17 protein-coding genes are annotated in these 26,449 nt (G+C 65.3%); 15 read left to right on the top strand and 2 right to left on the bottom strand.

Annotation, left to right across the window (positions count from 1 at the left end; genetic code table 11):
- Positions 1 to 158 precede the first annotated feature (158 nt).
- The 3 genes from cobN to ACA027_RS17610 all read left to right on the top strand — a co-directional run bounded on the left by cobN (position 159) and on the right by ACA027_RS17610 (position 5,955).
- Entirely contained in the window at positions 159 to 4,052 is a 3,894-nt protein-coding gene (gene cobN, locus ACA027_RS17620; protein WP_370679497.1) for a cobaltochelatase subunit CobN, read from the top strand.
- Positions 4,049 to 5,263 (top strand): ATP-binding protein, encoded by a 1,215-nt coding sequence (locus ACA027_RS17615; protein ID WP_370679496.1) that lies wholly within the window; start codon positions 4,049 to 4,051, stop codon positions 5,261 to 5,263. Before cobN ends, ACA027_RS17615 begins: the two co-directional genes overlap by 4 nt.
- 80 nt (positions 5,264 to 5,343) lie before the next feature.
- Positions 5,344 to 5,955 carry a VWA domain-containing protein gene (locus ACA027_RS17610; RefSeq protein ID WP_370679495.1) on the top strand — a complete coding sequence of 204 codons (612 nt, stop codon included), beginning with the start codon at positions 5,344 to 5,346 and terminating at the stop codon, positions 5,953 to 5,955.
- 526 nt (positions 5,956 to 6,481) lie between these two features.
- Here ACA027_RS17610 and ACA027_RS17605 read toward each other — a convergent pair.
- Positions 6,482 to 7,372, bottom strand: a complete 891-nt coding sequence (locus ACA027_RS17605) for an ABC transporter substrate-binding protein (protein ID WP_370679494.1) — start codon at positions 7,370 to 7,372, stop codon at positions 6,482 to 6,484.
- A 156-nt stretch (positions 7,373 to 7,528) separates the two neighbouring features.
- On the opposite strand from ACA027_RS17605, the gene ACA027_RS17600 reads away from it, so the two are divergent.
- From ACA027_RS17600 to ACA027_RS17545, 12 genes are all read left to right on the top strand, one after another.
- Positions 7,529 to 8,035 (top strand): sigma-70 family RNA polymerase sigma factor, encoded by a 507-nt coding sequence (locus tag ACA027_RS17600; protein WP_370679493.1) that lies wholly within the window; start codon positions 7,529 to 7,531, stop codon positions 8,033 to 8,035.
- Positions 8,014 to 9,012 carry a FecR domain-containing protein gene (locus ACA027_RS17595; protein ID WP_370679492.1) on the top strand — a complete coding sequence of 333 codons (999 nt, stop codon included), beginning with the start codon at positions 8,014 to 8,016 and terminating at the stop codon, positions 9,010 to 9,012. The genes ACA027_RS17600 and ACA027_RS17595 overlap by 22 nt, the downstream gene beginning before the upstream one ends.
- Positions 9,013 to 9,119: 107 nt before the next feature.
- The gene (locus ACA027_RS17590; protein WP_370679491.1) at positions 9,120 to 11,597 is read left to right on the top strand and encodes a TonB-dependent siderophore receptor; all 2,478 of its coding nucleotides are present in this window, start codon (positions 9,120 to 9,122) and stop codon (positions 11,595 to 11,597) included.
- Between the two features lie 117 nt (positions 11,598 to 11,714).
- A complete protein-coding gene (locus ACA027_RS17585) occupies positions 11,715 to 12,242 on the top strand; it encodes a sigma-70 family RNA polymerase sigma factor (protein ID WP_370679490.1) in 528 nt (175 codons plus the stop codon).
- Complete coding sequence (locus ACA027_RS17580) at positions 12,239 to 13,219, top strand: FecR domain-containing protein (protein ID WP_370679489.1); 981 nt, start codon at positions 12,239 to 12,241, stop codon at positions 13,217 to 13,219. Before ACA027_RS17585 ends, ACA027_RS17580 begins: the two co-directional genes overlap by 4 nt.
- A gap of 333 nt (positions 13,220 to 13,552) precedes the next feature.
- Positions 13,553 to 16,066 (top strand): TonB-dependent siderophore receptor, encoded by a 2,514-nt coding sequence (locus ACA027_RS17575; RefSeq protein ID WP_370679488.1) that lies wholly within the window; start codon positions 13,553 to 13,555, stop codon positions 16,064 to 16,066.
- 99 nt (positions 16,067 to 16,165) lie between these two features.
- The gene (locus ACA027_RS17570) at positions 16,166 to 16,690 is read left to right on the top strand and encodes a sigma-70 family RNA polymerase sigma factor (RefSeq protein WP_370679487.1); all 525 of its coding nucleotides are present in this window, start codon (positions 16,166 to 16,168) and stop codon (positions 16,688 to 16,690) included.
- Positions 16,687 to 17,670, top strand: a complete 984-nt coding sequence (locus ACA027_RS17565) for a FecR domain-containing protein (RefSeq protein ID WP_370679486.1) — start codon at positions 16,687 to 16,689, stop codon at positions 17,668 to 17,670. Before ACA027_RS17570 ends, ACA027_RS17565 begins: the two co-directional genes overlap by 4 nt.
- Positions 17,671 to 17,776: 106 nt before the next feature.
- Positions 17,777 to 20,224: a TonB-dependent siderophore receptor gene (locus tag ACA027_RS17560; protein ID WP_370679485.1), complete on the top strand. Its 2,448-nt coding sequence runs from the start codon at positions 17,777 to 17,779 to the stop codon at positions 20,222 to 20,224.
- A gap of 216 nt (positions 20,225 to 20,440) precedes the next feature.
- Positions 20,441 to 20,959: a sigma-70 family RNA polymerase sigma factor gene (locus ACA027_RS17555; protein ID WP_370679484.1), complete on the top strand. Its 519-nt coding sequence runs from the start codon at positions 20,441 to 20,443 to the stop codon at positions 20,957 to 20,959.
- The gene (locus tag ACA027_RS17550) at positions 20,956 to 21,969 is read left to right on the top strand and encodes a FecR domain-containing protein (RefSeq protein WP_370679483.1); all 1,014 of its coding nucleotides are present in this window, start codon (positions 20,956 to 20,958) and stop codon (positions 21,967 to 21,969) included. The genes ACA027_RS17555 and ACA027_RS17550 overlap by 4 nt, the downstream gene beginning before the upstream one ends.
- Before the next feature lie 332 nt (positions 21,970 to 22,301).
- On the top strand, positions 22,302 to 24,881 hold the full coding sequence (locus tag ACA027_RS17545) for a TonB-dependent siderophore receptor (RefSeq protein ID WP_370679482.1): 2,580 nt from the start codon (positions 22,302 to 22,304) through the stop codon (positions 24,879 to 24,881).
- A gap of 134 nt (positions 24,882 to 25,015) precedes the next feature.
- Here ACA027_RS17545 and ACA027_RS17540 read toward each other — a convergent pair whose 3' ends face one another.
- Complete coding sequence (locus ACA027_RS17540) at positions 25,016 to 26,437, bottom strand: PLP-dependent aminotransferase family protein (RefSeq protein WP_370679481.1); 1,422 nt, start codon at positions 26,435 to 26,437, stop codon at positions 25,016 to 25,018.
- Positions 26,438 to 26,449 lie beyond the last annotated feature (12 nt).

Below are 26,449 nucleotides of genomic sequence, written 5' to 3'. Positions count from 1 at the left end.
CTCCCGCCCAGGCGGGCGAGGGAGAAAAACCACGCTGTCTGCGCCCCCTCTCCCGCTTGCGGGAGAGGGCAGGGGTGAGGGGGAGCCTCGTGCCCTCACAAGGAAAATCGGCCTCTAACGCTTATCCCTAGAGCATCAACAGCTCTTATTATTGAAGCATGCACCTGCTCAGCACCCGCCCCGGTGGCTTTGTCGAAGACGACAGCATCATCAACCGCCTCGATCAGACCCCGGCCGAGATCGTGGTGCTGAGTTCGGCCGACACCACGCTGTCCCTGCTGGCCGATGCCTACCGTATCTGGCAGCAGGCCGAGCCTGACGCTCCTTCGCTGCGCCTGGCGAATCTGCTGCATCTGCGCCAGAACGCCTCGCTGGATCTGTACATCGACGAGGTCTTGCAGCACGCCAAGACCGTCATCGTCGACCACCTGGGCGCCGAGTCGGGCTGGCCTTATGGCATAGAGCAGCTGCGCAAGCTTGCCCTGCAAAAAGGCCAGAAGCTGGCGCTGTTCTCGGGCGACAGCCAGGAAGACGCCGAGCTGTTGGCCAGGGGCACGCTGGCGCCCGAGCAAAGCCGGGCGCTGTGGCAATACCTGCGTGCGGGCGGCCTGGGCAATGCGCGCGAATTCTTGCGCATGGCCGCGGCCTGGGGCCTGGGCAGGGCGGTAGAGGGGGCGCCCGTGCGCCTGCTGCCGCCGGTGGCCGTGCATGTGCCGCTGGATTGGGTGCAAGGCGGGGTACAAGGCGGCGCCACGCATCTTCCCGGCCTGGACGATCTGCAGTCCCGCTGGACGCCGGGCGCACCCGTGGTGATGCTGGTGTTCTATCGCTCGCATCTGCTGGCGGCCAACACCGAGGCCTTCGATGCCATGGCCCAGGCCTTGCTGGCCCAGGGCCTGAACCCGCTGCCGCTGGCGCTGGAGTCGCTCAAGGACGGGCTGTGCCTGCAAACGCTGCGCACGCTGTGCACCGCCCACCAGGTGCAGCTCATCCTCAACACCACGGCTTTTGCGGCCCTGGGCGAACACGCTCGGGCCGCAGGCGTGACGGGGGGCGAGATCGACACCCTGGCCGGCGATATTCCCGTGCTGCAGGTGATTGCCAGCGGCAGCAACCGCGAGGACTGGCTGGCCGACACCCAGGGCCTGCGCCCGCGCGATATCGCCATGCAGGTGGTGCTGCCCGAAATGGACGGCCGCATCATGACCCGGGCCATGAGTTTCAAAGGCCTGGTGCACCGTTGCGAGCTGACCCAGACCGATGTTGTGGCCTACCAGGCCGAGCCCGACCGCGTGCAATGGATTGCCGAGCTGGCGGCCCGCTGGTGCCTGCTGCGCAGCAAGCCGGCCGCAGCCAAGCGTGTGGCCCTGGTGCTGGCCAACTACCCCGGCAGCGAGGCCCGCATGGGCAGCGGCGTGGGCCTGGATACGCCCGAATCCGTGATGCAGCTGCTGGCCCAGCTGGAGCGCGATGGCTGGAACCTGGGCGATGCCGCAGCGCGCCCCACCAGCGGCCTGGCGCTGATGGAGCAGCTGCAGCAAGGCATTGCCAACGACCCCAAACAATGGGCGTTGCGCCCGGCCCGCCAGGGCTATTCGCTGGCGGCCTACCGCCAGCGCCTGCAGCAGCTGCCCGAGGCCATGCGCACGGCATTGGAGGCCCAATGGGGCGCGCCCGAGCAAGACCCCATGCTGCGCCAGGGCTGGTTCATGGTGGCGGGGCTGCAGCTGGGTCATGTGTTTGTGGGCATACAGCCCACACGCGCGCTGGATGGCAAGAACGACTACGCCAGTTACCACGACGCCGAGCTGGTGCCGCCCCACCATTACCTGGCGTTCTACTTCTGGCTGCGCGACAGCTTTGGTGTGGACGCCATGGTCCATGTGGGCAAGCATGGCAATCTGGAATGGCTGCCGGGCAAAAGCCTGGCCCTGTCCAGCCAATGCTGGCCCGATGCCATCCTGGGGCCGCTGCCCCATGTCTATCCCTTTATCGTCAATGACCCCGGCGAGGGTGCGCAGGCCAAGCGCCGCAGCCAGGCCGTGATCATCGACCACCTGATGCCGCCGCTCACGCGCGCTGAAAACCACGGCCCTATGCAGGAGCTGGAGCGGCTGGTGGACGAGTACTACGAGGCCCTGCTGGTGGACCAGCGCCGCGCCACCATGCTGCGCCGCCAGATTCTGGAGCTTGCCCGCGAGCAGGATTTGCTGCGCGAGCTGGGGCTGGAGGCCAAGGCCGAGGTACAGAGCGACGGTCCAAGCGCCGAGCAGAAGGTCGATGCGGACGCGCAACTGTTGGAGCGCATCGATTCCTATCTGTGCGAGCTGAAGGAAACCCAGATCCGCGACGGCCTGCATATCTTTGGCCGTTCGCCCGAGGGATCGCTGCGCACCTCCACGCTGCTGTCCCTGGCCCGCTATCCCAGCGCCGGCAAGGGCGACAGCGCCCAAGGTTTGCTGCATGCGCTGGTGGCCGATCTCTTTTCCGATTTACCGGGTTGCGATTGGAACCCGCTGGACATGGATGCGGCGGCCCCCTGGGCCGGCCCGCGCCCGGCGCTGCTGGCGGCCATTGATGCCGGCCCTTGGCGCCATGGCGGCGATACGCGCGAGCGCCTGGAGCTGCTGGCCCTGCAGCTGCTGGAGGATCCACAAATAGCAAAAGACTGGCCTCACACCCAGGCCGTGCTGGAACGCCTGGGGCGGGAGGTGGCGCCGGCCCTGGATGCCTGCGGCAGCGAAGAGTTGCGCCAGTTCTCGCGCGCGCTGCAGGGCCGTTTTGTGCCGCCCGGGCCCAGCGGATCGCCTTCGCGCGGGCGCTGCGACACCCTGCCCACGGGCCGCAATTTCTACACCGTGGATACGCGTGCCATTCCCACGCAGACCGCCTGGGCCCTGGGCCAGCAATCGGCGCAGCGGCTGATAGAGCGCTATCTGCAAGAGCATGGAGAGTATCCCCAGGCCATAGGCATCTCGGTCTGGGGCACGGCCACCATGCGCACCGGCGGCGACGATATCGCCCAGGCCTTTGCGCTGATCGGTGTGCGCCCCAAATGGGCGCCGGGCAGCCAGCGCGTGCTGGACTTTGAGGTCATCCCCCGCGTGGGCCTGCAGCGCCCGCGCGTGGATGTGACGCTGCGCATCAGCGGTTTTTTCCGCGATGCCTTTCCGAATGTGGTGCAGATGTTCGACGCCGCCGTGCGTGCCGTGGCCGCGCAGGAAGAAGACGCGGAAGACAACCCGCTGCGTGCGCGCGTGCAGCGCGATGCCGCCGCCTGGGCCGCCCAGGGCATGGACGCAGACCAGGCCCACGAGCAGGCGCTGTGGCGCGTGTTTGGCGCACCCGCAGGCAGCTATGGCGCCAGCATGCACGAGATGCTGCGCACCGGGCAGTGGACCGATGCCGGCGATTTCGCCCGCCACTACCTGCACTGGGGCGCCTATGCCTACGGCCAGCAGGCCGACGGCCTGCCCGCGCGCCAGGCACTGGAAACGCGCCTGCAGGCCCTGGACGTGGTGCTGCAAAACCAGGACAGCCGCGAGCACGATTTATTGGACTCCAGCGAGTACTACCAGCACCAGGGCGGCATGGTGGCCGCCGTGCGCCATCTGGGTGGCAGTGAACCGGCCATTTACCACGGCGACCATGGCAATCCCGCTTCGGCCAAGATCCGCTCGCTGGCCGAGGAAATCGGCCGCGTGGTGCGCGCCCGCGTGACCAATCCCAAATGGATTGCCGGCGCCATGCGCCACGGCTACAAGGGCGGCTTTGAGATGGCGGCCACGGTGGACTATCTGTTTGGCTTTGACGCCACCACGGCCCTGGTCTCCGACCGCCACTACCAGATGGTGGCCCAGGCCTATGTGGAAGACGAGGCCGTGCGCGGCTTTTTGCGCGCGCACAATCCCCAGGCCTTGAGCGATATCGTGAATCGCCTGCTGGAGGCCATAGACCGTGGCATGTGGGAGCGACCCGAGGACATGCACCAGACACTGCTGACGCACATGCTGGAGCAGGAAGAATTCATGGAAGGACGGGCATCGCAATGACGGTCTCCACATTACCGCCAGTGTTTCCATTGGTGGCCATTCAGGGGCAGCCTCAACTGGTTCAAGCCCTGCTGCTGGCTGCCATTGAGCCCGCCCTGGGGGGCGTGCTGATACAGGGGCCGCGCGGCACGGCCAAGTCCACGGCGGCGCGGGCCCTGGCCGAGCTGCTGGCGCCCGCACCGTTTGCCACGCTGCCGCTGGGGGCCTCGGTGGAGCATGTGCTGGGCAGCCTGGACCTGGGCAAGGCCCTGGCCGGCAACGAACTGGTGTTCGCCCCCGGCATGGTGGCCAAGGCCCATGGCGGCGTGCTCTATGTGGACGAAATCAATCTGCTGCCCGATGCCATCGTCGATGTGCTGCTGGATGTGGCCGCCTCGGGCGTGAACCGTGTGGAGCGCGACGGCATCTCCCACAGCCATGCGGCGCGCTTTGTGCTGATAGGCACCATGAACCCCGAGGAAGGCATGCTGCGCCCGCAGCTGCTGGACCGGCTGGGCCTGTGCGTGCAGCTGGCCAATGCCCAGGACGTGCAGCTGCGCAGCGCCATCGTCAAATCCAGGCTGCGCTTTGAGCTGGACCCTGCAGGCTTTGCCCGGGAGCATGCGCCCCAGCAGGCCGCGCTGGCAGAGCGTTTGCGCGTGGCGCGTGCACGCTGCGCCAACCCCGACGAACTGCCCTGGAGCGATGCCATCCACGAGGCCGTGGCTCAGCAATGCATTGCGGCCCAGGTGGACGGCCTGCGTGCCGATCTGGTGATGCTGCGCGCGGCCCGGGCCCTGGCGGCCTGGGAGCAAAGCCCGGCCATAGAGGCCGAGCATGTGGCCCGGGTCGCGCCCCTGGTGCTGGCCCACCGTGGGGCAGAGCCGCAGCAGCCGACGTTGACCCAGCCGCCACAGCCACAGTCCGCGCCGGCTTCCGATGCGCAGCCTCAGCAGGTGCTGGCATCGCAGAGCGCCGCGAGTAAGCCAGCTGCTGCACCCGCACCGTCCCCGGCGCAGTCCATGCACAGTCCGGCGCCGGCTCCTGGTGCGGATCAAAAAGGCCAGGCTGGCAGCGCCCCCCAGGCCCTGGAACAACCTCCCCAGGGCTGGGGTCAGCCCCTGCCCCAGGCAAGTACCCTCTGCGCGCCCCCGCTGGGTGATGCCCTGGCCCAGGCCGCCATGGAGGCCCTGGCCGCAAAAAAAGCCCGCGCCCCCGGCCTGCCGCGTTAAGCCCTGCGGGCCGGGGGCGAGGGCGAGCCAACACGCCAGCCCAGGGTGCGGCCCTGGCCGGCCAGACGCGCCCGGGTGTGATGCCCGGCGATGCCGGCGCCATGCTGGACTGGCCGGCCAGCCTGCGTGCCCGCCTGCTGGAGGCCGACCCCGAGGCAGGCCTCCAGCCCGCGCATTTGCGCTGGCGCCAGGCCCTGACGACACCCCAGACCCTGCATGTGTTTGCCCTGGACTGTTCGGCCTCCATGGCCAGCGGTGCCCTGGCGCGCGCCAAGGGCCTGGTGTTGCAATGGATGCGCTGGGCCTATTTGCAGCGCATGCCCGTGGCCTTGCTGTGCTTTGGCGCCGGCCAGGTGCATTGGCGGCTGCCACCCGGCCGCGCACCGCGCTGGAATGCCGCGCTGATCGAACCCTTAGGTGGCGGCGGCGGCACGCCTTTGGCCCTGGCCGTGCACCAGGCCTGGGAACTGCTGGCCCGGCGTGCGCAGCAGCAGGGCCAGCCCGCCTGCCTGTGGCTACTCAGCGACTTTCGCAGCCCCGATGTGCTGGCGCTGGAGCAGCAGCGCGGCCCCCAAGGCCTGTCTCAGGTGCTGGTGGATTGCGAGTCACCGGCGGCCAGGCCGCAGTTTGCTGGGGCACAGCGCTTGGTACGGGCCTGGCCGGATGCGGTGGGCTTGGTGTTGCCGGAGTGAGGATGGATGGGGTTGATCGCCTGCCATGCCTGAGATGAGCCTTGGCGCCGAATTGGGTTGTTGTGCTGAGTTTGCATTCCGAGACCGGGTCTCGCCCCGGCAGGCGACGTCATTTTCTGGAATGCTCTGAACAACCTGCGAGCACAGCGCGTGAAATATGCTGCGTAGCGTCTAAGAACGTGTTCAAAGTCTCTACGCAGGCGCGTTGGAGCGCAATCGGGAGGAGTTCGAAGCGATGGGGCGCAGCTTGCACTCGTGTGCAAGCAAGCGCCAGCGCGATGAAATCGCCCGATTTCGCTCCAACCCTTCGGGCCAGTGGCTTTGCGGGCGGTCTACTGTGTTGCGAATCTTCGCAATAGCGCGGCTATTGCTGCGGTATCGCGCCTTGTATCCCATCCCGCAAAGACATTGGCGCGCCGCGAGGAGACGTTGAACACGTTCTAAGACTGGCGCACACCAAGGCCAGGGACACTGCGCAAGGGCCGCCCCGCCGCGCTGGTGTCGTCCCCCTCCGGCGCATCGCGATTCAGGGGGAGACTTTCATTTTCTGCAGGCATTGCACGATTTGCCGCGCCGCCTCGTCGATGCGGGGCCCGGGGCGCACCAGCACATCGAACTCGGCATTGGGAATGCGGCAGTAGTGGTTGCCGCGCAAGGCCGTGACGCGGCCCCAGCCCTGGCGCTCGGGGGGCGGCACGGGCAGGTCGGCCATGGTGATGATCAGATCGGGGTTGGCGCGCACCACATATTCGGGGCTGAGCTTGGGGTACATGGGCAGGTCGCGCCCGGCGATGTTGACCAGGCCCAGGCTTTGCAGCGTCTGTCCTATGAACGAGGCCTCGCCCGCAGCCGCCATGCCGCTGTGCAGCTCGAAATAGACTTTTTTCCCCTGCCACTGCGCCGGCATCTGGCGGCGCAGGGCTTCCAGCCGCTCCCGCGTCTGCCGCCACAGCCTGGTGCCGTCACCCGGGCGGCCCAGCAGTTGGGCCAGGGTTTCCAGCTCGCGCTCCATGTCCTCATAGGTCTGGGCATTCAGGGTCAGCACGGTGATGCCCAGGCGCTCCAGGCGCTCGTCCACACGGTGGTTGGGCCGGGCCAGCACCACATCGGGCTTGAGGGCGATGATGCGTTCTATGTCCGGGTCCCGGATGCTGCCCACCTGGGGCAGGGCGGTGGCCTGTGCCGGCCAGGTGGAATAGCGGTCCACGCCCACCAGGGCATCGCAGCCGCCCAGGGCGCAGATGGCCTCGGTGAACGAGGGCTGCAGCGAGACGATGCGCTGGGCCGGGCGAGGCAGGGCAATCGCTTTGTGCCTGGCGTCCTGCAGCCGTATGCCCTGGGGCGGCGCGGCCTGGGTGGGGGCGCTTGCCAGGGAAAGCGCCGAGGACAGCGCCAGGGCCTTGAGATAGTCGCTCATATCGTCGCGCGGCTGCCGCGTAAAAACGCTGTCGGCGTGTGGGGAAGGAAAAGGCCGCGATGATAGCCCAGGGCCTGCCCAGGCTAGAATCCACAAATAGTAATGATTCTTGTTTGATGCGGATGCCAGGCTCCGCACAGGACCCGGGCATCCGCCATGAACTCTTCCTCCTGCGCCACGCATGGCGAAGTCGCCACCCTCTATGTTGACCACCATGGCTGGCTGCAGAGCTGGTTGCGCCGGCGCCTGGGCAATAGCTGCGATGCGGCCGATCTGGCGCAGGACACTTTTGTGCGCATTTTGCGAGCGCGTGATGTGGGCGTCCTCCAAACCCCGCGTGCCTACCTGACCACGGTGGCCAAGGGCGTGCTGGTCAACTGGTACCGGCGCCAGGCGCTGGAGCAGGCCTATCTGGAGGCGCTGGCCCTGCTGCCCGAGCCCGAGGCGCCTTCGCCCGAGCAGCGTGCTCTGGTGCTGGAGACGCTCAACGAGATCGACGCCATGCTGGATGCGCTGCCGCCCCTGGTGCGGCGGACTTTTCTGCTCTCGCAGCTCGATGGCATGAAGTACGAAGACATCGCCCAGCAGCTGGGCGTGTCGCTGAGCAGCGTGAAACGCTATATGGCCCAGGCCTTTCGCCAATGCCTGGCGTTGACGGCGTGAGCGCCGTGGCGCCAGAGGCCATGGCAGAAAGCCTGCTGGACGAGGCTGCCGATTGGTTGGTGCGCCTGCATGGCGGTGCGCTCAGCCCCGCCGAGCGCGCGGACTTCGAGCGCTGGAGCCAGACCAGCTCTGCCCACCACCAGGCCTGGGCCAGGGCCGAGTCGCTGATGGGCAAGCTGGGTGGTTTGCCCGCCGCCCTGGCCATGCCGGCCCTGGACCGGTCGGTGCGCCATGGCCACCGCCAGCGCCGCGCCGTGGTGGCCAAGCTGGCCGCCTTGCTGGCCGTGGCCCCTGCAGGCTGGCTGGGCTGGAGCCTGGTACAGCAGCAGGGCTGGACGGCCGATGCGCACACCGCCATCGGCGAGCAACGCCACCTCACCCTGGCCGATGGCAGCCGCCTGCTGCTGGACACGGCCACGGCGGTAGACATTGTTTTTGATAGCAGCCAGCGCTTGATCTACTTGCGCAAGGGGGCGATTTCTATTCAAACCGCGGCCGATCCCAGTGGCGCGCAGCGGCCCTTTGCCGTGCACACCGCGCTGGGGCTGCTGCGCGCCCTGGGTACGCGCTTTACGGTGCGCTGCAGCGATGCGGCCGTGCACCTGGCCGTGACCGAGGGGGCGGTAGAGGCCACGCCCAGCCAGGCCCTGGCTCCCGCCATGGTGGTGCAGGCCGGGCAGCAAACCGTGCTGACGGCGCAAGGCCTGGAGGCGCTGCAGCCCGTATCAGCTGCCCAACAGGCCTGGGTGCAAGGCATGCTGGTGGCGGACGCCATGCCGTTGCATGCGGTCTGCGCCGCGCTGTCGCGCTACCGCTCCGGTGTCTTGCAATGCGCGCCCGAGGTGGCGCAGCTGCGCATCTCGGGGGCCTACCCGCTGACCGATACCGACCAGGCCCTGGCCATGCTGGAGTCCACCTACCCGCTGCAGGTGGCGCGCCGCTGGCGTGGCCACTGGGTCACGCTGCTGGCCCGGTGAATGCCGCACACCTGAAAAAAATTGCACCGCAGCTGAGACCTTTTGCGTTCTCGCTTGGCAAAGCCTGTGAACCCTTTCATATGGCTTTTGCGCAAGGACTGTTTCCCATGTCTGTTTCCCTGGCCCCGCGCCCTGTTTACCACCCCGTGGCGGCTGCTGTCCGTCTGAGCCTGCTGGGCATGGCCCTGGCTGCTGGCACGGCCCATGCTGCGGCCGATGCCGCCCTGCAGGCGCCCGCAGCCAGCCAGACTGTCCAGAGCTACCGCATCGCCGCCGGCCCGCTGGGCCTGAGCCTGGCCGAAGTGGCCGCCGGCGCGGGCATGGCCCTGTCTTTCGACCCCGCGCTGACCCAGGGCCTGCACAGCCCCGCCGTGGCGGGCAGCTTCACTGCGTACGAGGCGCTGCAGCGCCTGCTGGCTGGCAGCGGTTTGCAACTGGTGCAGCGGCCCAGCGGGAGCTACAGCCTGGAAAAAAAGGCGCAGCCACTGCATGCGGGCAGCAGCCTGGCCGAGGTGAAGGTGACGGCCCAGGCGGAACGCAGCACGGCCACCGAAGGCTCGGGCTCCTACACCGTGCGCCAGAGTGGAACGGCCACGCGCATGGGCTTGTCGCTGCGCGAGACGCCGCAGTCTGCCACGGTGATCACCCGGCAGATGATGGACGAGCAAGGGCTGACCAGCCTGCCCGAGGTGCTGGAAAAGACCACGGGCGTCACCGTGGGCCGCAATGACAGCGAGCGCACGACCTTTTATTCACGTGGTTACTCCATAGAGAACTTCCAGTTCGATGGTGTGCCCAACACCATGGACGCGGCCAACCAATACACCACCTCGCTGGCCGACAGCGCCATCTATGACCGGGTGGAAGTGGTCAAGGGCGCAACCGGCTTGCTGACGGGGGCGGGCTACCCCTCGGCCGTGGTGAATTTGGTGCGCAAGCGCCCGAGCCGTGAGTTCCAGGCTTCGGTGGAGGCCGGCATAGGCAGCCATGAGCGCTTGCGCGGCGTAGCCGACATCTCTACCCCCATCACGGCCGATGGGCGCGTGCGTGGCCGCGTGGTGGCCGTGGCCCAGAACGCCAAGTCACAGGTGGATGACTACAGCCGCAATGCACGCAATCTCTACGCCATTGTGGAAGCCGATCTGGCGGCACACACCACCCTGAGCCTGGGGCTGGACCATATGCAGACCCGCGCCCGGGGCGCGAGCTTTGGCCACATTCCCTTGTTCTTCACGGACGGCAGCCGCACGCATTTCCCGACCTCGTTCAATCCCGCTGCGCGCTGGTCGTACTGGGACAACGACAGCACCAATGTGTTTGCCGAGCTCAAACATGGTTTTGCCAACGGCTGGAAGCTGGATGTCTCGGCCGGCCGCTTGCGCCAGTCGCGTGATGTGGAAGTCGGCGTGGCGGCCCACGGCATGGTGGACCCGGTCACCGGGCTGGGGGTGAACATGCTGTCCAACAAGATTCCTTCGGATGCGACAACCCATGCGGTGAATGCCGTGCTGTCCGGGCCGTTTGAGCTGCTGGGGCGCGAGCATGAGCTGAGCTTTGGCACCAGCTGGTCGCGCCAGCGCCGGCATGCGCCCGGCTACAACAACGCCTATGGCCCTGTGGGCAATTACTTTGAATGGGATGGCTCGGCGCCACGGCCCAACTTTGTGCTGCGCAACCACCGCATGACCCGCATTGTGGAGAAGGGGGCTTTTGCGGCGGCACGCCTGCGGCCTACGGATGCGCTGTCTGTCATTCTGGGTTCGCGTGTGAGCTGGTACGACATGCTGGACGACACCACGGGCCTCAATGGCAGCTACAGCGTGGGCAATCAGCTGCGCGTGGCACACAAGACCGTGCCCTATGCCGGCGTGGTGTATGACCTGGACTCGCAGTTCTCGCTCTACGCCAGCTATACCGACATCTTCAACCCCCAGACCTATTACAAGGACCGGGCCGGCAATCCCCTGCCGCCGTTGACGGGCAAGAGCAAGGAGGTGGGGGTCAAGGGCGAGTTGCTGGATGGCAAGCTCAACACCTCGCTGGCGCTGTTCCATATCCAGCAGCGCAATGCGCCGCAGTTTGTCGGCACCAACCCCGGCTCTGGCGAGGAAGCCTATGTGGTCATGGACGGGGTGACCAGCAAGGGCGTGGAGATGGAGGTCTCCGGCACCATCACACCGGGCTGGAATGTCTATGGTGGCTACACCTATCGGACATCGAAGGCGCCGGCGCAGCCCGATGTGATTCTGAGCGCGGTCAACACCAACCAGCCCAAACATCTGTTCAAGCTCAGCACCAGCTACCGCCTGCCCGGCGTGGGCCAGCGCTGGACCGTGGGCGGCTCGCTGACCTGGCAGAGCCTGACCTACTTCCAGCAGTCGAGTGCCCCTTACTGGCGTGCGGACCAGCGCGCCTATGCATTGGTGGGACTGATGGCGCGCTATGAGGTGGACAAGCAATGGTCGCTGGCGCTGAACATCAACAACCTGTTCGACAAGACCTATATGCCCGGCCTGGGCTCCTACGGCACCGGCGTCTATGGCGACAAGCGCAATGTGAACCTGACGGCCCGCTACCACTTTTGAGGCGCTTGGCAGCCGCGGTAAGAAGCCATGTTCGCGGTCAGCGCGAAACGGCTACAATTGAATAAGAATGATTCTTGTTTAATTGGGGCTGTTGTCCCGCCAAGGAACCGGGACGCCATGTCTGCCGCGCACAGCCCTGACCATCAGCATATTGCCGCTCTGTACACCGACCACCATGGCTGGTTGCAGGGCTGGCTGCGCCGCAGGCTGGGCCATGCAGGCGATGCGGCCGATCTGGCGCAGGACACGTTTGTGCGTCTGCTGGATGCGCCAGACGCCACGCCCGAGAAGCAGGGCGGCTGGCAGCTGCGCGAGCCGCGCGCCTATCTGACGCTGATTGCCAAGCGCCTGCTGGCGAATCTGTACCGGCGCCGCTCGCTGGAGCAGGCCTATCTGGAGGCCCTGGCCCAACTGCCCGAGCCCATGGCGCCTTCGCCCGAAGACCAGGCCATCATCCTGGAGACGCTGCAGCAGGTGGACGCCATGCTGGACGGCCTCAAGCCAGCCGTGCGCGCCGCCTTTTTGCTGGCCCAGCTCGAAGGCCTGGGCTATGCCGAGATCGCCGCCCGCCTGGGCCTGAGCGAGCGCACCGTCAAGCGCTATATGGCACAGGCCATGGCGCGCTGCATTCTGCTGCAGCCATGAGCGGGGTGCAGACCGTGGCCCCGGAGGCCATCAGCGAGCAGATGGCGCTGCAGGCGGCCGAGTGGTTTTTTCTGCTGCAGTCCGGCGCGGCCAGCGGCCAGGACCGGCAGCGCTGGCAGCACTGGCATGCGGCCCATCCCGCGCATGCCGTAGCCTGGGAGCGCGCACAACATGTGGGGCAAACCTTTGCCCGGCTGCCGCCCTCGCTGGCGCTGCCGGTGTTGAACCGCGCTGCCGCGCAAAGGCGCCGGGCCGTCAAGGCCTTGGCCCTGCTGCTGGTGGCCGCGCCCACGGGCTGGCTGGCCTGGCGCCACGGTGGTGCTGCCGACCTGCTGGCCGATCTGCACACCGCCACGGGCGAGCGCCGCACGCTGCAACTGGCCGATGGCAGCCGGCTGCAGCTGGACACGGCCAGCGCCGTCAACATCAGGTTTGATAGCGATCTACGCTTGCTGCACCTGCTGCACGGGGCGATTTACATAGAAACTGCAGCCGATGCGCACCTCCCGCCGCGCCCCCTGGTGGTGGCCACGGCCCAGGGGCGCATGCGTGCCCTGGGTACGCGCTTTACCGTGCGCCAGGACGGCGATACCACGCGCGTGGCCGTGCTCGACGGCGCGGTGGAGCTGCGCCCGCGCGCAGCACCCGAGCAGGTGCTGGTGCTGCAGGCCGGCCAGCAAACCCGTATGACGGCACAGTCCATCGCTGCTGCGGAGGTGGTAACGCCCGACGCGGAGGGCTGGGCCCATGGTGTGCTCCAGGTGCGCAATATGCGGCTGGCGGACTTTGCGGCCGAGCTGGGCCGCTACCGCCCCGGCGTGCTGCACTGTGACCCCGCCGTGGCCGAGTTGCGTATCTCGGGGACTTTTCAGCTGCAGGGCGACACCACGGCCGTGCTGGAAAGCCTGCCCCAGGTACTGCCCGTGGCCCTGCGCTATCGCACTCGCTACTGGGTGACTCTGGTGACACCCCCCTGAGGCGCTGTGCGCCTTCCCCCCGCTCTCGCGTCGCTGCGCTCGCGGGCAGGGGGACGCTGCCCGCGCTGCGGGGCGGCCCTTGCGCGGCAGCTCTGGCTTTGGGGTACTGCCAGCGCTGTGCCGGTTTTGCGTACTGCCCCCTGGTGTGACTCCCTCGCCCCTTCGGGGAGAGGGTGGGGGTGAGGGGCAGCCTCGAAAACCACAGCGCTTGATTCCAGACATTACGGAAAGCAAATGCGATGCATTTTTTGCAAAAAATCTGTCCCTTTTATTTTTCTGGCGTGTGAAGCCTAGGAGAACTTTGCACAACAAGCTTCAGGAGCCCGATCGTCCATGGCACGCCCGTTTTTTCACCTTCACCCTGCAACCCCGCGCCATGCCTTGGCGCTGGCGGCGCGTTGCGCCCTGATTGCCATGGCCTGCACGGCGGGCACAGGCCAGGCGCAGACCTTGGCCGCATCTGCTGCGGCGCAGGCCGAGACCATGCAGAACTACCAGATCGCGCTGGGCGCACTGGATGAGGCCCTGGCCAGCTTTGCCGTGCGCGCGGGCATCAGCATCACCATGCCGCCGGCCCTGGTGCAGGGCAAGACCTCGCCCGGCCTGCAGGGCCGTTATGGCCTGCGCGATGGCCTGGCCGGCCTGCTGGCTGGCACGGGGCTGGAGGCGGTGGCCGGCAGCGGCGGTGTCTATACCCTGCGGGCCTTGCCGGTGGTGGTGCCGGGCGCTGCGGCAGGGCCGGGGGCCATGCTGGGCGAAGTGAAGGTGACGGCCGAGGCCGGACGCAGCATGCCCACGGAGGGATCGGGGCGCTATATCGCCCGCTCCAGTGAATCGGCCACCAAGCTGGATTTGGCTTTGCAAAAGACACCGCAGTCCATCACGGTGATCACGCGCCAGCAAATGGACGACCAGGGCCTGCAGGGCATTGCCGACGTGCTGCGGCAGACGCCAGGCATTGCGGTGAACCGCGACAACACCGAGGGCTACAGCTTTTATGCCCGGGGCTTTCAGGTGGAGAACTTTCAGTTCGACGGCGTGCCCAGCCTGTCCAGCGCCGGCGGCAATGTGCGTGACAACTACAGTCTGACCGACTCTGCCATTTATGACCGTGTCGAAATCCTCAAGGGCGCAACAGGCCTGGTGAATGGCGTGGGTGATCCTTCCGGGGTCATCAACCTGGTGCGCAAGCGGCCCACGGCGGATTTTCAGGGGCATGCATCCGTGGATGTCGGCTCCTGGGATGACTACCGCAGCGAGGTGGATCTCTCCAGCCCCTTGAGCGCAGATGGCCGCATCCGTGGGCGCCTGGTGGCTGCAGCCCAGGACAGCCGCAGCTTTATCGACTACCTGAAGACGCGCAAATCGCTGCTGTACGGCATTGTGGAAGCCGATCTGGCGGCGTCGACCACGCTGTCGCTGGGCTTCAACATCCAGCAGAACAAAGGCCAGGGAACGACCAACAGCCATCTGCCGGCCTTCTTCTCGGATGGGACGGTGGCGCGGTTCTCCCGCTCCACAAATGCGGCCGATCGCTGGGCGCACCGTGACCAAGATACACAGCATCTGTTTGCCACGCTGGAGCATGAGCTGGGCAGCGGCTGGAATCTGAAGGCCCATCTGGGGCGGCGCACCTACCAGTCGCGGGAGGTCATCTCGGGCATCAGCAGTGCCACCATTGACGCCACTACGCACAGCGTGGACCACGGGTTTTATGCGGGTGGTGCTTCCCAGTTCAATACCGATACGACGGAAGACAGCATGGACCTGCAGCTGTCCGGCAAATACGCCTTGGGCGGGCGTGATCACAAGCTGGTGCTGGGCTATGGCAGCGCGCGTACCAAGGCCGTATCGAATCGCTCGGATGGCGATACCGATGCCCTGATTCCGGATGTTTTTCACTGGGACAACAACGCCAGCCAGCCCACGGCTTATGAATGGTGGTCGCGGTTTGACGTGAATGCCCGCCAGAAGATTGCCTATGCGGCCACTGTGCTGCAGCCTTCCGATCGGCTGTCGCTGATCCTGGGTGGCCGTGTCACCGACTACGCGTGGAGTTTGGCCAGCATCAATGCGCTGGGGCGCTCCAGCTACGCTTCCACCAAGATCCATGGCAAGTTCATCCCCTATGCGGGCGTGACCCTGGATGTGGATGGCCAGCACACGGTCTATGCCTCCTACACCGATGTCTTCAAGCCCCAGGCATACAACTACGATGCCCAGGATCGCCAGCTGAACCCCTTGACGGGCAAAAGCTATGAGCTCGGTATCAAGGGCAGCTACCTTGAGAACAAACTCAACGCCAGCGCGGCACTGTTTCAGCTGAAGCAGGACAACTACGCCATCAACGACCCCAGTGGTGCCACACGGCCCGACGGCGGCGTGGCCTCTGTGGCCATTCAAGGTGTGACCACCAAGGGCGTGGAGCTGGAGGTCTTTGGTGAGCTGCAGCCGGGCTGGCAGCTGGGCGCAGGCATCACCTATATCCAGCCGCGCGATGCCTATGGCAAGCGTGTCAGTGCGAACCAGCCCGAGAAGACCTTCAAGCTGGCCACGATGTATCGCCTGCCTGGGACCTGGAAGCATGTGAGCGTGGGAGGCAATGTCCAGTGGCAAAGCGGGACTTATTTCACGCAGCAGATTGCGGGAGCAGACCGGCGCTTCAGCCAACCCGCTTACACCGTCGTGGGGCTGGTGGCTGGGGTGCAGCTGAGCCGCCAGCTCAAGGCCACCTTCAGCGTCGACAATCTGTTCGACAAGTACTACTACGCGGGCATTGGCAACTACAACTCGGTTTTCTGGGGCGCGCCACGCAGTTTCAAGGCCAATCTGCGCTACGTCTTCTGAGCGTGGTGCCGGTGGGGATGGTCTTATAGGTACAATTGAATAAGAATGATTCTTGTTTGATTGCGGTACCCGGGCCTGCAATACACCCGGGCTCTCGCCATGACCTCTTCACCCAGCCTTTTGCACCGCGAAGTCGCCACCCTCTACACCGACCACCATGGCTGGCTGCAGGGTTGGCTGCGCCGACGTCTGGGCAATGCCTGGGAGGCCGCAGACCTGGCCCAGGACACCTTTGTGCGCCTGCTGGCCACGCCTGCGGGCCAGTCCGGGCTGCAGGCAGCGCCGCTGCGTGAGCCGCGTGCCTACCTGGCCACGGTGGCGCGGCGGCTGCTGATCAACCACCTGCGCCGCCAGTCGCTGGAGCAGACCTATCTGGCCGCGCTGGCCGCCTTGCCTGAACCCCAGGCGCCTTCGCCCGAGCAGCAGTTGGTGATTTTGCAGGCCCTGCAGGAGCTGGATGCCATGCTCGATGGCCTGCCGCCCAAGGTGAGGGCCGTGTTTGTGTTGTCCCAGGTCGATGGGCTCACCTATGCGGCCATTGCCGAGGAGCTGGGCATGGGCCTGCGCTCCGTCAAGCGCTATATGGCCCAGGCCATGGCCGAATGCATTTTGCTGGCGCCATGAACCGGACCGGCCCAGTTGCTGAGATGCCGCCGGTGCTGACGCGTGCAGTGGCCCTGCAGGCCGCCGAATGGTTTGTGCGGCTGCAGGCGGGTGATGCCCCTGCCGCCGACCACCAGGCCTGCGCGGCCTGGCGTGCCCGGGCGCCCGAGCATGAGCTGGCCTGGCAGCGTGCCCTGGCCGTGAGCCAGCGCGCCGCTGGGGTGCCGCCCGCACTGGGCAGTGCCAGCCTGCGCCGGCCCCAGCGCCTGGCGCGCCGCGATGCGGCCCGTGCACTGGCGGTGTTGATGGTGGCCGCGCCTGCGGGCTGGCTGGCCTGGCGGGTCGAGCCCTGGCAGCGCTGGTCGGCCAGCCACGCCACGGCCACGGGGGAATGGCGCGGCTGGACCTTGGCCGACGGCAGCCGCATGACCCTGGACACGGCCAGCGCGGTGGACATTGAATTTGATAGCTACCAGCGCACTATCCATCTGCGCTCTGGGGCAGTTTGGCTGGAAACGGCGCCCGACCCCCAACCTGTACACCGCCCCCTGCTGGTGTTGACCCCCCAGGGCCGGGTGCGGGCCATAGGCACGCGCTTCAGCGTGCGCACAGAGGGTGAGCGCAGCCAGGTGGCTGTGCAGCAGGGCGCGGTGGAGCTGTGCCCGCGCCATAGCGCGACGGTGCTGCGGCTGCAAGCTGGCGAGCAGGCGGCTTTTGACCGCGACCAGGTTGAGGCGGCACAGCCAGCGGCCAGTGGCGCCGGCCAGTGGGTGCACGGCGTGCTGGCTGTGGACGATGTGCGTCTGGACGATTTTGTGGCCGAGCTGGGCCGCTACCGCCACGGTTTGCTGCGCTGTGATCCGGCCGTGGCCGGCCTGCGCCTCACGGGCGCCTTCCAGCTGGCCGATACCGAGGTCGTGCTGCACAACCTCATGCAACTGCTGCCCGTGCGCCTGCTGTACCGCACGCGCTACTGGGTCACCTTGCTGCCCGCTGCCTGATTTTTTGCCCTGATGGAGCCAGGCTTGGCCCCTTTTCCGAAACCGGTGTGTCCTGTTCGATGACAAGCCATTTCATCGACCCGTATTTTTCAAGGAAACACACACCATGGTTTCGCAGTCCAGCGCACCTTTTCCGCTTCACCCCATTTCCCAGGCAGGCCTGGCCGTGCTGATGGCCGTGGGCCTTGTGCTCGCGGTCTCACCAGGCATGGCCCTGGCCCAGCCGGTGATGCAGACACAGGCAGCTGCGTCGGCGCCACGCCAGTTCCTGGTGCCACCCGGGCCACTGGCCCAGGCTCTGACGGCATTTGCCGCCGATGCCGGCGTGAGCGTGAGTGTGCCGCCCGCGTTGGTGCAGGGAAAGCGCACGGCAGGACTGCAGGGGCGCTATACCGTGCGGGAGGCACTGGAGCGGCTGCTCGCTGGCTCAGACCTGCAGGCCGAGGCGGCCGGGCAGGGCAGCTATGTGCTGCGTGCCGTTGCAGAAGTGCTCCCGGCCGGAGCGGCTGCGGGCGCCACGCTGGCCGAAGTGCGGGTGCAGGCCCAGGCCGAGCGCAGCGGCACTACCGAGGACACGGGCAGCTACACCCAGACCGGCCCCAGCCGCACGGCCACGGGCCTGGCGCTGTCGCTGCGCGAGACGCCACAGTCCGTCAGCGTGATGACACGCCAGCGCATGGACGACTTCAAGCTGGAGACGCTCACGGATGTGATGGAGCAGACACCAGGCCTGTTCGTTGACCACCAGGGTGATGCCAACAACTTTTTTGTGCGTGGTGAAAACGTCAACCTGCAAGTCGATGGGATGCGCCAGATGGCGGGCGGCTGGGCTGTTGATACGCACAAACAGTATTCGATGGACGACATGGTGGAGATCGACCGCATCGAAGTGCTCAAGGGCTCGTCGGGTTTGATGAATGGAGATGGCAAGTACGGGGCCACCGTCAACATGGTTCGAAAGCGCCCGACACATGAATTCAAGGCCAGTGTGGGGGCCAGCGCGGGAAGCTGGGGCAACTACCGCACCGACGTGGACTTGGGTGGGCCGCTCAACGCCAGCGGCACGGTGCGTGGCCGCATCGTGGCTGCGGCGGCGGACGGCAAGGATTTTCGCGATAACGTCAAGCGCAAGAACCAGACGCTTTTCGGCACGCTGGATGTCGATTTGACGTCGGACACACTGCTCAATGTCGGCTTCATCTACCGGCACCGCGAGTATTACGGCGCAGGCGACACCGCCATGATCCAGGCCTATGCGGCCAACGGCCAGTACCTGGGGCTGGGGCCGCGCTCCTTCAATGTGGCGGCGCCCTGGTCGGGTTATGAACAAGACGCCCATACGCTTTTTGCCAATCTGGAGCATCGCTTTGGCGGCGGCTGGACAGCCAAGCTGCGGGCTAGCGAAGAGCAGACGAAAAATCCCTATGCGGAATCGGGCTACTGGTGGACTGCGGTGCCCGAGGCCATCGATGTGTCCTGGACGCGCGATTACACCAACCGCAACCGCGGGCTAGCGCTTGAACTCCAAGGGCCCTTCCAGCTTTTCGGCCGCAGGCATGAAGTGATGTTCGGGGCCGACTTTGCGCGCACCCGCTCCGATGCCCATTCAGGCAGCGACCGTCTCAGCAATCTGGGGCTGGATTACGCCAACGGTGGCGGCGCTATTGCGCGCCCCGATCTGGACAGCTACCCGGAAGACAACCACAGCCATTTCAGCTCCAAGCGCAGTTCTTTCTACGCTACAGGCCGCTTCAGCCTGGCCGATCCGCTCAAGTTGATTACGGGGGCGCGCATCACAAACTACCAGCAGTACGACCTCACGCCCTATGCCTGGTCGAACAATGACTACAAGAAAAATGGCGTCATCACGCCCTATGCCGGGTTGGTGCTGGACATGCACGAGAACGTCTCGCTCTATGGCAGCTATGCCAGCATCTTCAAGCCGCAAAGCGCCATTGACGCGCAAGGCCGGATGCTGGACCCCGAAGAAGGCCAGACCTATGAGGTGGGCGCCAAGGGCGAGTTCTTTGACAAACGCCTGAATGCCAGCATTGCCCATTTCTGGATGAAGACCGACAACGTAGCCGAGCTGACCGGAGACCAAATGCCAGATGGCACCAGCATCTACCGCTCCGTCTCGGGCGTCTCTCGGCACGGTTATGAGCTGGAGCTTTCGGGCGAACTGGCCCGTGGCTGGCAGGCACAGGGCGGCTATGTGATGAACAGCAGCAGCCTGAGCAGCGCAAGTTATCTTCCCAAAAACCAATTCAAGCTGGGCACAACCTACCAGTTCGGCGGCGCATTGGGTGGCCTGACCGCAGGTGTATCCACACGCTGGCAAAGCAAGACATCGGCCAGGGCGCTGGAGCAGCCCGCATTCTGGGTTGTGGACCTGATGGCGCGCTACCGCGTGAACCAGTACCTGAGCCTGAGCCTCAATGTCAGAAACGCCTTCGACAAAAGCTACTTCGCCAGCATGCGGGACGCCGGCCGCATCCAGTACACCTGGGGCGCACCGCGTAGCGTCAATGTGGGCATGCGCTACGACTTCTAAAAAGCGAGCGGCTTGTGCTTTCCATACCCGGGATTCAAGTGCCTTTATGGCTACGATCCAATAAATGAAAGCGCATGGTGCTCTTGTTTTTGCATTGAAGCAGTTGCATCGTGCAAAGCCGGCGGTGGGGCCGGAGCAGAAAGAATTCTGCATAGCTGGAAACATTAAATGAGAATTGATATCATTTGATGTTTCCCAGATCCATCGCTGCTCCCCATGCCCGCCGCCGAAACTGCTTTGCACCGCGAAGTCACCACCCTCTACACCGACCACCATGGTTGGTTGCAGGGCTGGTTGCGCAAAAAGCTGGGTGATGTGCACCAGGCTGCCGACCTGGCGCAGGACACCTTTGTGCGCCTGCTGGCGCGCGAGGAGCCGGTGCAGGCGCGGGAGCCCCGGGCCTTTTTGACCACGGTGGCGCAGCGCGTGCTGGCTAACCACTACCGCCGTCAGAAACTCGAACGGGCCTATCTGGAGGCGCTGGCCCAGTTGCCACAGGCCATGGCCCCATCGCCCGAGGAGCGGGCCCTGCTGCTGGAGGCGCTGGACGCCATAGACCGCATGCTCGACGGGCTGCCGGAGCCCGTGCGCCGCGCCTTTTTGCTGGCCCAGCTCGATGGCATGAAGCAGGCCGATATCGCCACCACCCTGAATCTGTCGCTGACCACCGTCAAACGCTATCTGGTGCAGGCCGGCATGCATTGCATGGCGGCCATCGCCGCAGAACCCGCATGAGCGCCCCGGCCGGTTTGGAGGCCCTGCCGCAGGCCATTGCCCAGCAGGCCGTGGAGTGGTGGCTGCAGCTGCAGGAAGCGCCGGACAGCGCTGCCATGCACCAGCAATGGCAGGCCTGGCGCTGCCAGAACCCCTTGCATGAACAGGCCTGGCAGCGCGTTGAGGCGGTGCAGCAGCGGCTGCAGGGCGTGGTGGATGCGCCGCACACGGCCTTGGCGCATGCCGCTCTGGCCCCTCGGCGCGGTGCGGGCCGGCGTCGTGCGGTCCAGGCCCTGGTGTTGCTGGTGTTTGGTGGTGGAGCGGCCTGGCAGATGGAGTCGCACATGCCCTGGCGCAATTCTTGGCGCAATTGGGTGGCCGATGTGCGCACGCCGCGTGGCGAACGCCGGCGCCTGACCCTGGATGACGGCACGCAGCTGGTGCTGCAGGGCGGCAGCGCGCTGGATGTGGTCTATGACCGCAGCGAACGCCGGCTGCTGCTGCGCGCCGGTGAGGTCTATGTCACCTCGGCCCCCGACACCCAGCAGCCCGCACGCCCCCTCGTGGTGCAGACCATGGCGGGTGAGATGCGCCCCCTGGGCACCCGCTTCACCGTGCGCACCGAGGAGGATGGCCGCAGCCTGGTTGCCGTCTACGAAGGTGCAGTGCAGCTGCAGCCTCGCCTGGCACCTGGGCAGGTGCTGCCGGCCGGCCAGCAGGCCTGGCTGGATGCCCACCAGGTGCAAACGCCCGAACCCGCGCGGGAAGATGCCTGGGCCTGGGTGGATGGCATGCTGGTGGCGCGCGGCATGCGGCTGGACGCCGTGTTGCAGGCCTTGCAGCCTGCCAGCACCGCCACCCTGGTCTGCCACCCGGCAGTTGCGGGGCTGCAGGTGTCCGGTACTTATCCGCTGGACGATGTGCCCCGGGTGATGCTGGCCTTGGGCAGCTTGCTGCACCTGGAAGTGCGCACGCTGACCCGCTGGTGGGGCAGTCAGGAGCTGGCCATAGGCCCGGTGGGCGCGTTGTAGAGCGCCATTGCGGCAAGTGCTCGCAAGCTGCCGAAATTGCAGTGCTATGGAGCTGATAGCGGCTTGCGCAGATGCTGTCGGAGTCTTCGCCTTAAAAGCTGCTGAAACTATGGTGTTTATTGCACAGGCAGCTATGAAAAAAGAAAGCCGCTTCGGTGGCCCTGGGCAGCACATGCACGCATTTCCCCCATTTTTTCAGCCGAGGTGGGCTGTTTTGGCAGCTTGCGGGACATGGCTAAGGAAGGCGGTGCGCACCGCCTGTGGGCCAACCCGGTGCGGTCTTTTGCCGGTGGGTTGCACTTCATTTTTTCGGCCTTCGGGCCCTGACCACCATGGCTGATCTTTTGGCGCAGGCGCATTCTGCGCATTTCTCCTCTTCCTCTACGGCCCCTGCATGGGCTGTTCACCGTCTGGTGCTGGCCCTGGCTGCTGCCGGCCTGTGCGCCAGCGCTGCGGCGCAGGTGGCTGCAGAAAATGCGGCACCTGCACCTTCCGCCGCTGCGGCCGATGCCCTGCGCGACTACCGCATTCCCGCCGGCCCGCTGGATGAGGCACTCAACCGCTTCGGCCGCGCCTCGGGCCTGTTGCTGTCCTTCACCCAGGAGCAGGTGCAGGGCCTGCGCAGCCCGGGGCTGGAAGGGCGGCATACGCAGGCAAAGGGGATCGCAGCGCTGTTGCATAACACCGGGCTGCAAGCACTGCGCAGACCCGATGGCAGCTATATGCTGCAGCCCGTGGCAGAAGTGCATGTGCCGGTGGACTACAGCCTGCGCGAAGTACGCGTTGCGGCCCAACGCTTGGGGGAAACGGAGGGCACAGGTTCCTACACCAGTGATGCGATCACCGTGGGAAAGACTGCACAGGCGATGCGTGAGATGCCGCAGTCGGTGGCGGTGATGACCCGGCAGCGGCTGGATGACCAGAACATCACCGACCTGGGCAAGGCTGCTGAACAGGCCGTGGGTATGACCGTAACGGACAACAATTACCGATTGCCCAACATCTACTCGCGTGGTTTTCAGATCAACAGCATCCAGCTGGACGGCGGCGCACCCATGGACACAGGTCTGTATGCCAACGTGGCCTATGACCTGGCTGAATACGATCGCATTGAGTTGTTGCGCGGTGCGGCTGGTTTGCTCAATGGCACCGGAAATCCGGGGGGAGCGGTGAACCTTGTACGGAAGATGCCGACAGCGACGCCTCAGTTCAGCTTCACGGCAAGTGCAGGCAGCTGGAACAACTACCGCACGGAATTCGATGCATCGGGCCCCTTGGCTTTTGATGGGAAATTGCGTGGCCGAGCCGTCATCGCTTATGAAAACCGCAAATACTTCACGGACCGTCGCTCCAGCGAGAAACCCTTCTTCTACGGGGTGCTCGAAGCCGACCTTGGGCCGACAGCCACGCTGGCCTTGGGCATGCGTGAGCAGCGCCTGCATGAAAATGGCAACGGCGCAGGCCTGCCACGCTACAGCACAGGCGCCGACCTGGGACTGCCACGCCACACCAGTCTGACCACAGACTGGGCCTATATGGATGGATATTCCAAAGAGGCGTTCGCCAAACTCACTTGGCGCGTCGCGCCGCAATGGACGCTGAGGGCCAATGCGACCCGCGCGCGTCAGCATGGGATGACCAAGGCCGCATTTGGGGCGGTGGCCGTGGACCCACTGACCGCGCAGGGAACGCGCTGGCTTGGTATCCCTACCGAATATTGGAATCGCCAGAACTTGCTGGATGTGAACCTCAGCGGCGCATTCAAGCTACTGGGTCGCACGCATGAGCTGTTGGTCGGGGCAGACATGCAGGACATCAGCAGCCGCCAATATGACTACGGTTACAGCACCAACCCTATCGGGCGGCCGCTTGACGTATTCAACCCAGGCAACACCCCATGGCCCGAGCCGGTGATGAATGCGGATCCACTGCGCAGCTACGGTCCCTACGGACAAAAGCAATACGGGTTGTATGGCACTTTGCGAATGGAACTGGCAGAAGGAACCAAGCTCATTGCCGGGGCACGCCTGAACCGCTACAAGTACAGCGCGGCCTACCGCGAACGCGATGTTTCAGGAGCCTGGGGGGCGCAGGAATCTACGGGCTATTCCGAGCCGACGAAGGCTGTCCCGTTTGCAGGCCTGGTTCATGATCTGAATGGGCAATGGACGGCCTATGCCAGCTATGCCGAGATATTCAAGCCGCAAGCAGAGTACAAGGCTGGCCCGGCACCAGGAACAGGTCTGGAGCCCATGCACGGCTCTACCACCGAGCTAGGCATCAAGGGTGAGTTGTTGGATGGAAAGCTCAATACAGCTTTTGCGCTCTATCGAACAGAGCAGAACGACCAGGCCGTGCTAGATCCTCATTATCCGCTGCAGGGCATTACCTGGCGTTCGGGGCAGTGCTGCTACGTATCCAGCGGCAAGACGGTCAGCCAGGGCTTTGACATGGAAATCAGTGGTGAGGTGGTAGGTGGCGTGAACCTCTATGCGGGCTATACCTACAACCACAACCGTAACAAAGCGACCGATGCGCCCTTCAGCAGCATTACGCCGCGGCACTTGCTCAAGCTCTGGGGAACTTGGCAGCTGCCGGATCAGGCTTCGCAGTGGAAGCTCGGCGGCGGAGCCAACATTCAAAGCAAGCAGTATGTGACAGGCACGGCTGCAACCTGGAATGCAACTACCGGAAAATTCGATGGGCCTACTGTCCCGTTCAAATACACCCAAGGTGGCTATGCCGTATGGAATCTGATGGCGGAGTATCGCCTTGACCCACGTTGGGCACTGACCTTTCACGTGAACAACCTGCTGGACAAGACCTATTACCGAACGATGGGAACCTCGGTTTCAGGCAACTATTACGGCGAGCCGCGCAATATGGCGGTGATTCTGCGAGGGAAATTCTGATGCAGGGGGCTGAGAGTTTTTATTCAGTAGCACCCAAGGCGCGTGAGGAATTCCAGCCGAAGTCTCCAAAGCTTGTCACGTCACTGGCAGACGTTGGTTGCAACGTCATACATGCGGGCTGTGAGGTCGGCTGCTTAGTCGCTGCTGGCCTGCGCGGCCACCAACGCCCGGTACTGGGGAATGGCGGTTCTCAAAATGGTCTGCAGTTTTTCGCTGGCCACGACCCCGGTGTTCAGGCGCATGGTGGCGCAGGGGGTGTTGGTGTGGGGGCAAAAGATCTTGCCCGGGGCCACGGTCACATTGTGCTGGCCCAGCCATTCGGCCAGGCGCGTGGAGTCCGGGATGCCGGCAAAGCTGGCCCACACATAAAGGCTTTCGGGGGGGCGGCAAAAAAACGTGGCGTCCAGTCCTTCCAGAAAGCGGTAGGCGTTGGCCGTGGCGTCCCTGAGCTTGCACTGCAGATTGAGCAAATGCTTGTCGTAAGAGCGCTCGCGCAAAATCGCATCGACCGTGCGCTCGGAATACTCCGAGCTGCTCACATGGATGATGGACTTGAGGTCGGCCAGCTCGGATGCCAGATCGGCGCTGCAGGCAATAAAGCCCACGCGCAGCGCGGCCGACAGAGACTTGGAGAACGTGCCGATGTAAATGGTGCGCTGCAACTGGTCGAGGGTGGAAAGGCGCAGCTTCTGGCTGGGCTTGAGGTCTGCCAGCGGGTCCATTTCCACCAGCAGCAGATTGTATTTTTCTGCCAGCTGCACCAGCTTGACGGCCGTGGCGGCCGACAGGTCCGAGCCCGTAGGGTTGTGGCCCACCGACTGGGTGAAAAATATGCGCGGGCGGGTGCGGATGATGGCCTGCTCCAGCGCCTCCAGATCGGGGCCTGTGGCTGTACGGGGAATGCCCACAATCGCGGCCCCATGCACCTTGAGCTTGCCGAACAGAAAGTAGTAGCCCGGGTCATCCACTAGCACCGTGGCGCCTGGCGGCACAAAGTAACGCATGACCAGGTCCATGGCCTGGTTGGCACCATGGGTGAGGATGATCTGCTGCAGGTCGGCTGTAATTTCCAGGCTGCCCAGCTTGCGCACCAGTTGCTGGCGCAGCGGTAAATAGCCAAAGCGGTTGCCGTAGTTGAACAGCGTGCCCAGGCCGCTGCGGGCGACCTTGTGGTGCACCTTGTCCAGGCGGGCGCCGGCCAGCCAGTCGGTGGGCGGAAAGCCGTCGGCTGCGGGGATGGAGCTGGGGTCGTTCTTGAGCTGCTCCCGGATCAGCCATGCCGTGTCGCGGGCCCGGCCCAGGGAGTGGTTGGAGCTGTCCAGCTCCACGCGTATGGGCAGCTCCTTGACATAAAAGCCCGAGCCCCGAACCGGCTCCACCAGGCCGCGCGCCACCAGCAATTCAAAGGCCACGACCACGGTGTTCTTGGCGCATTTGCGTAAGCGCGCCAGCTCGCGTATGGAGGGCAGCTTCTCGCCCGCTTTGTAGGCGCCATGGCGTATTTCGCGCTCTATCGATTCCGCCAAAGATTCAAAGCCTGGCATGGGGAGGGTCATGATTTCTGTTCC

This window comes from Comamonas sp. GB3 AK4-5 (assembly GCF_041320665.1).
Taxonomy (GTDB): Bacteria; Pseudomonadota; Gammaproteobacteria; order Burkholderiales; family Burkholderiaceae_C; genus Comamonas.
Note: the sequence above shows the minus strand (reverse complement) of the source record. Positions and strands in the feature narration are given on the sequence as shown.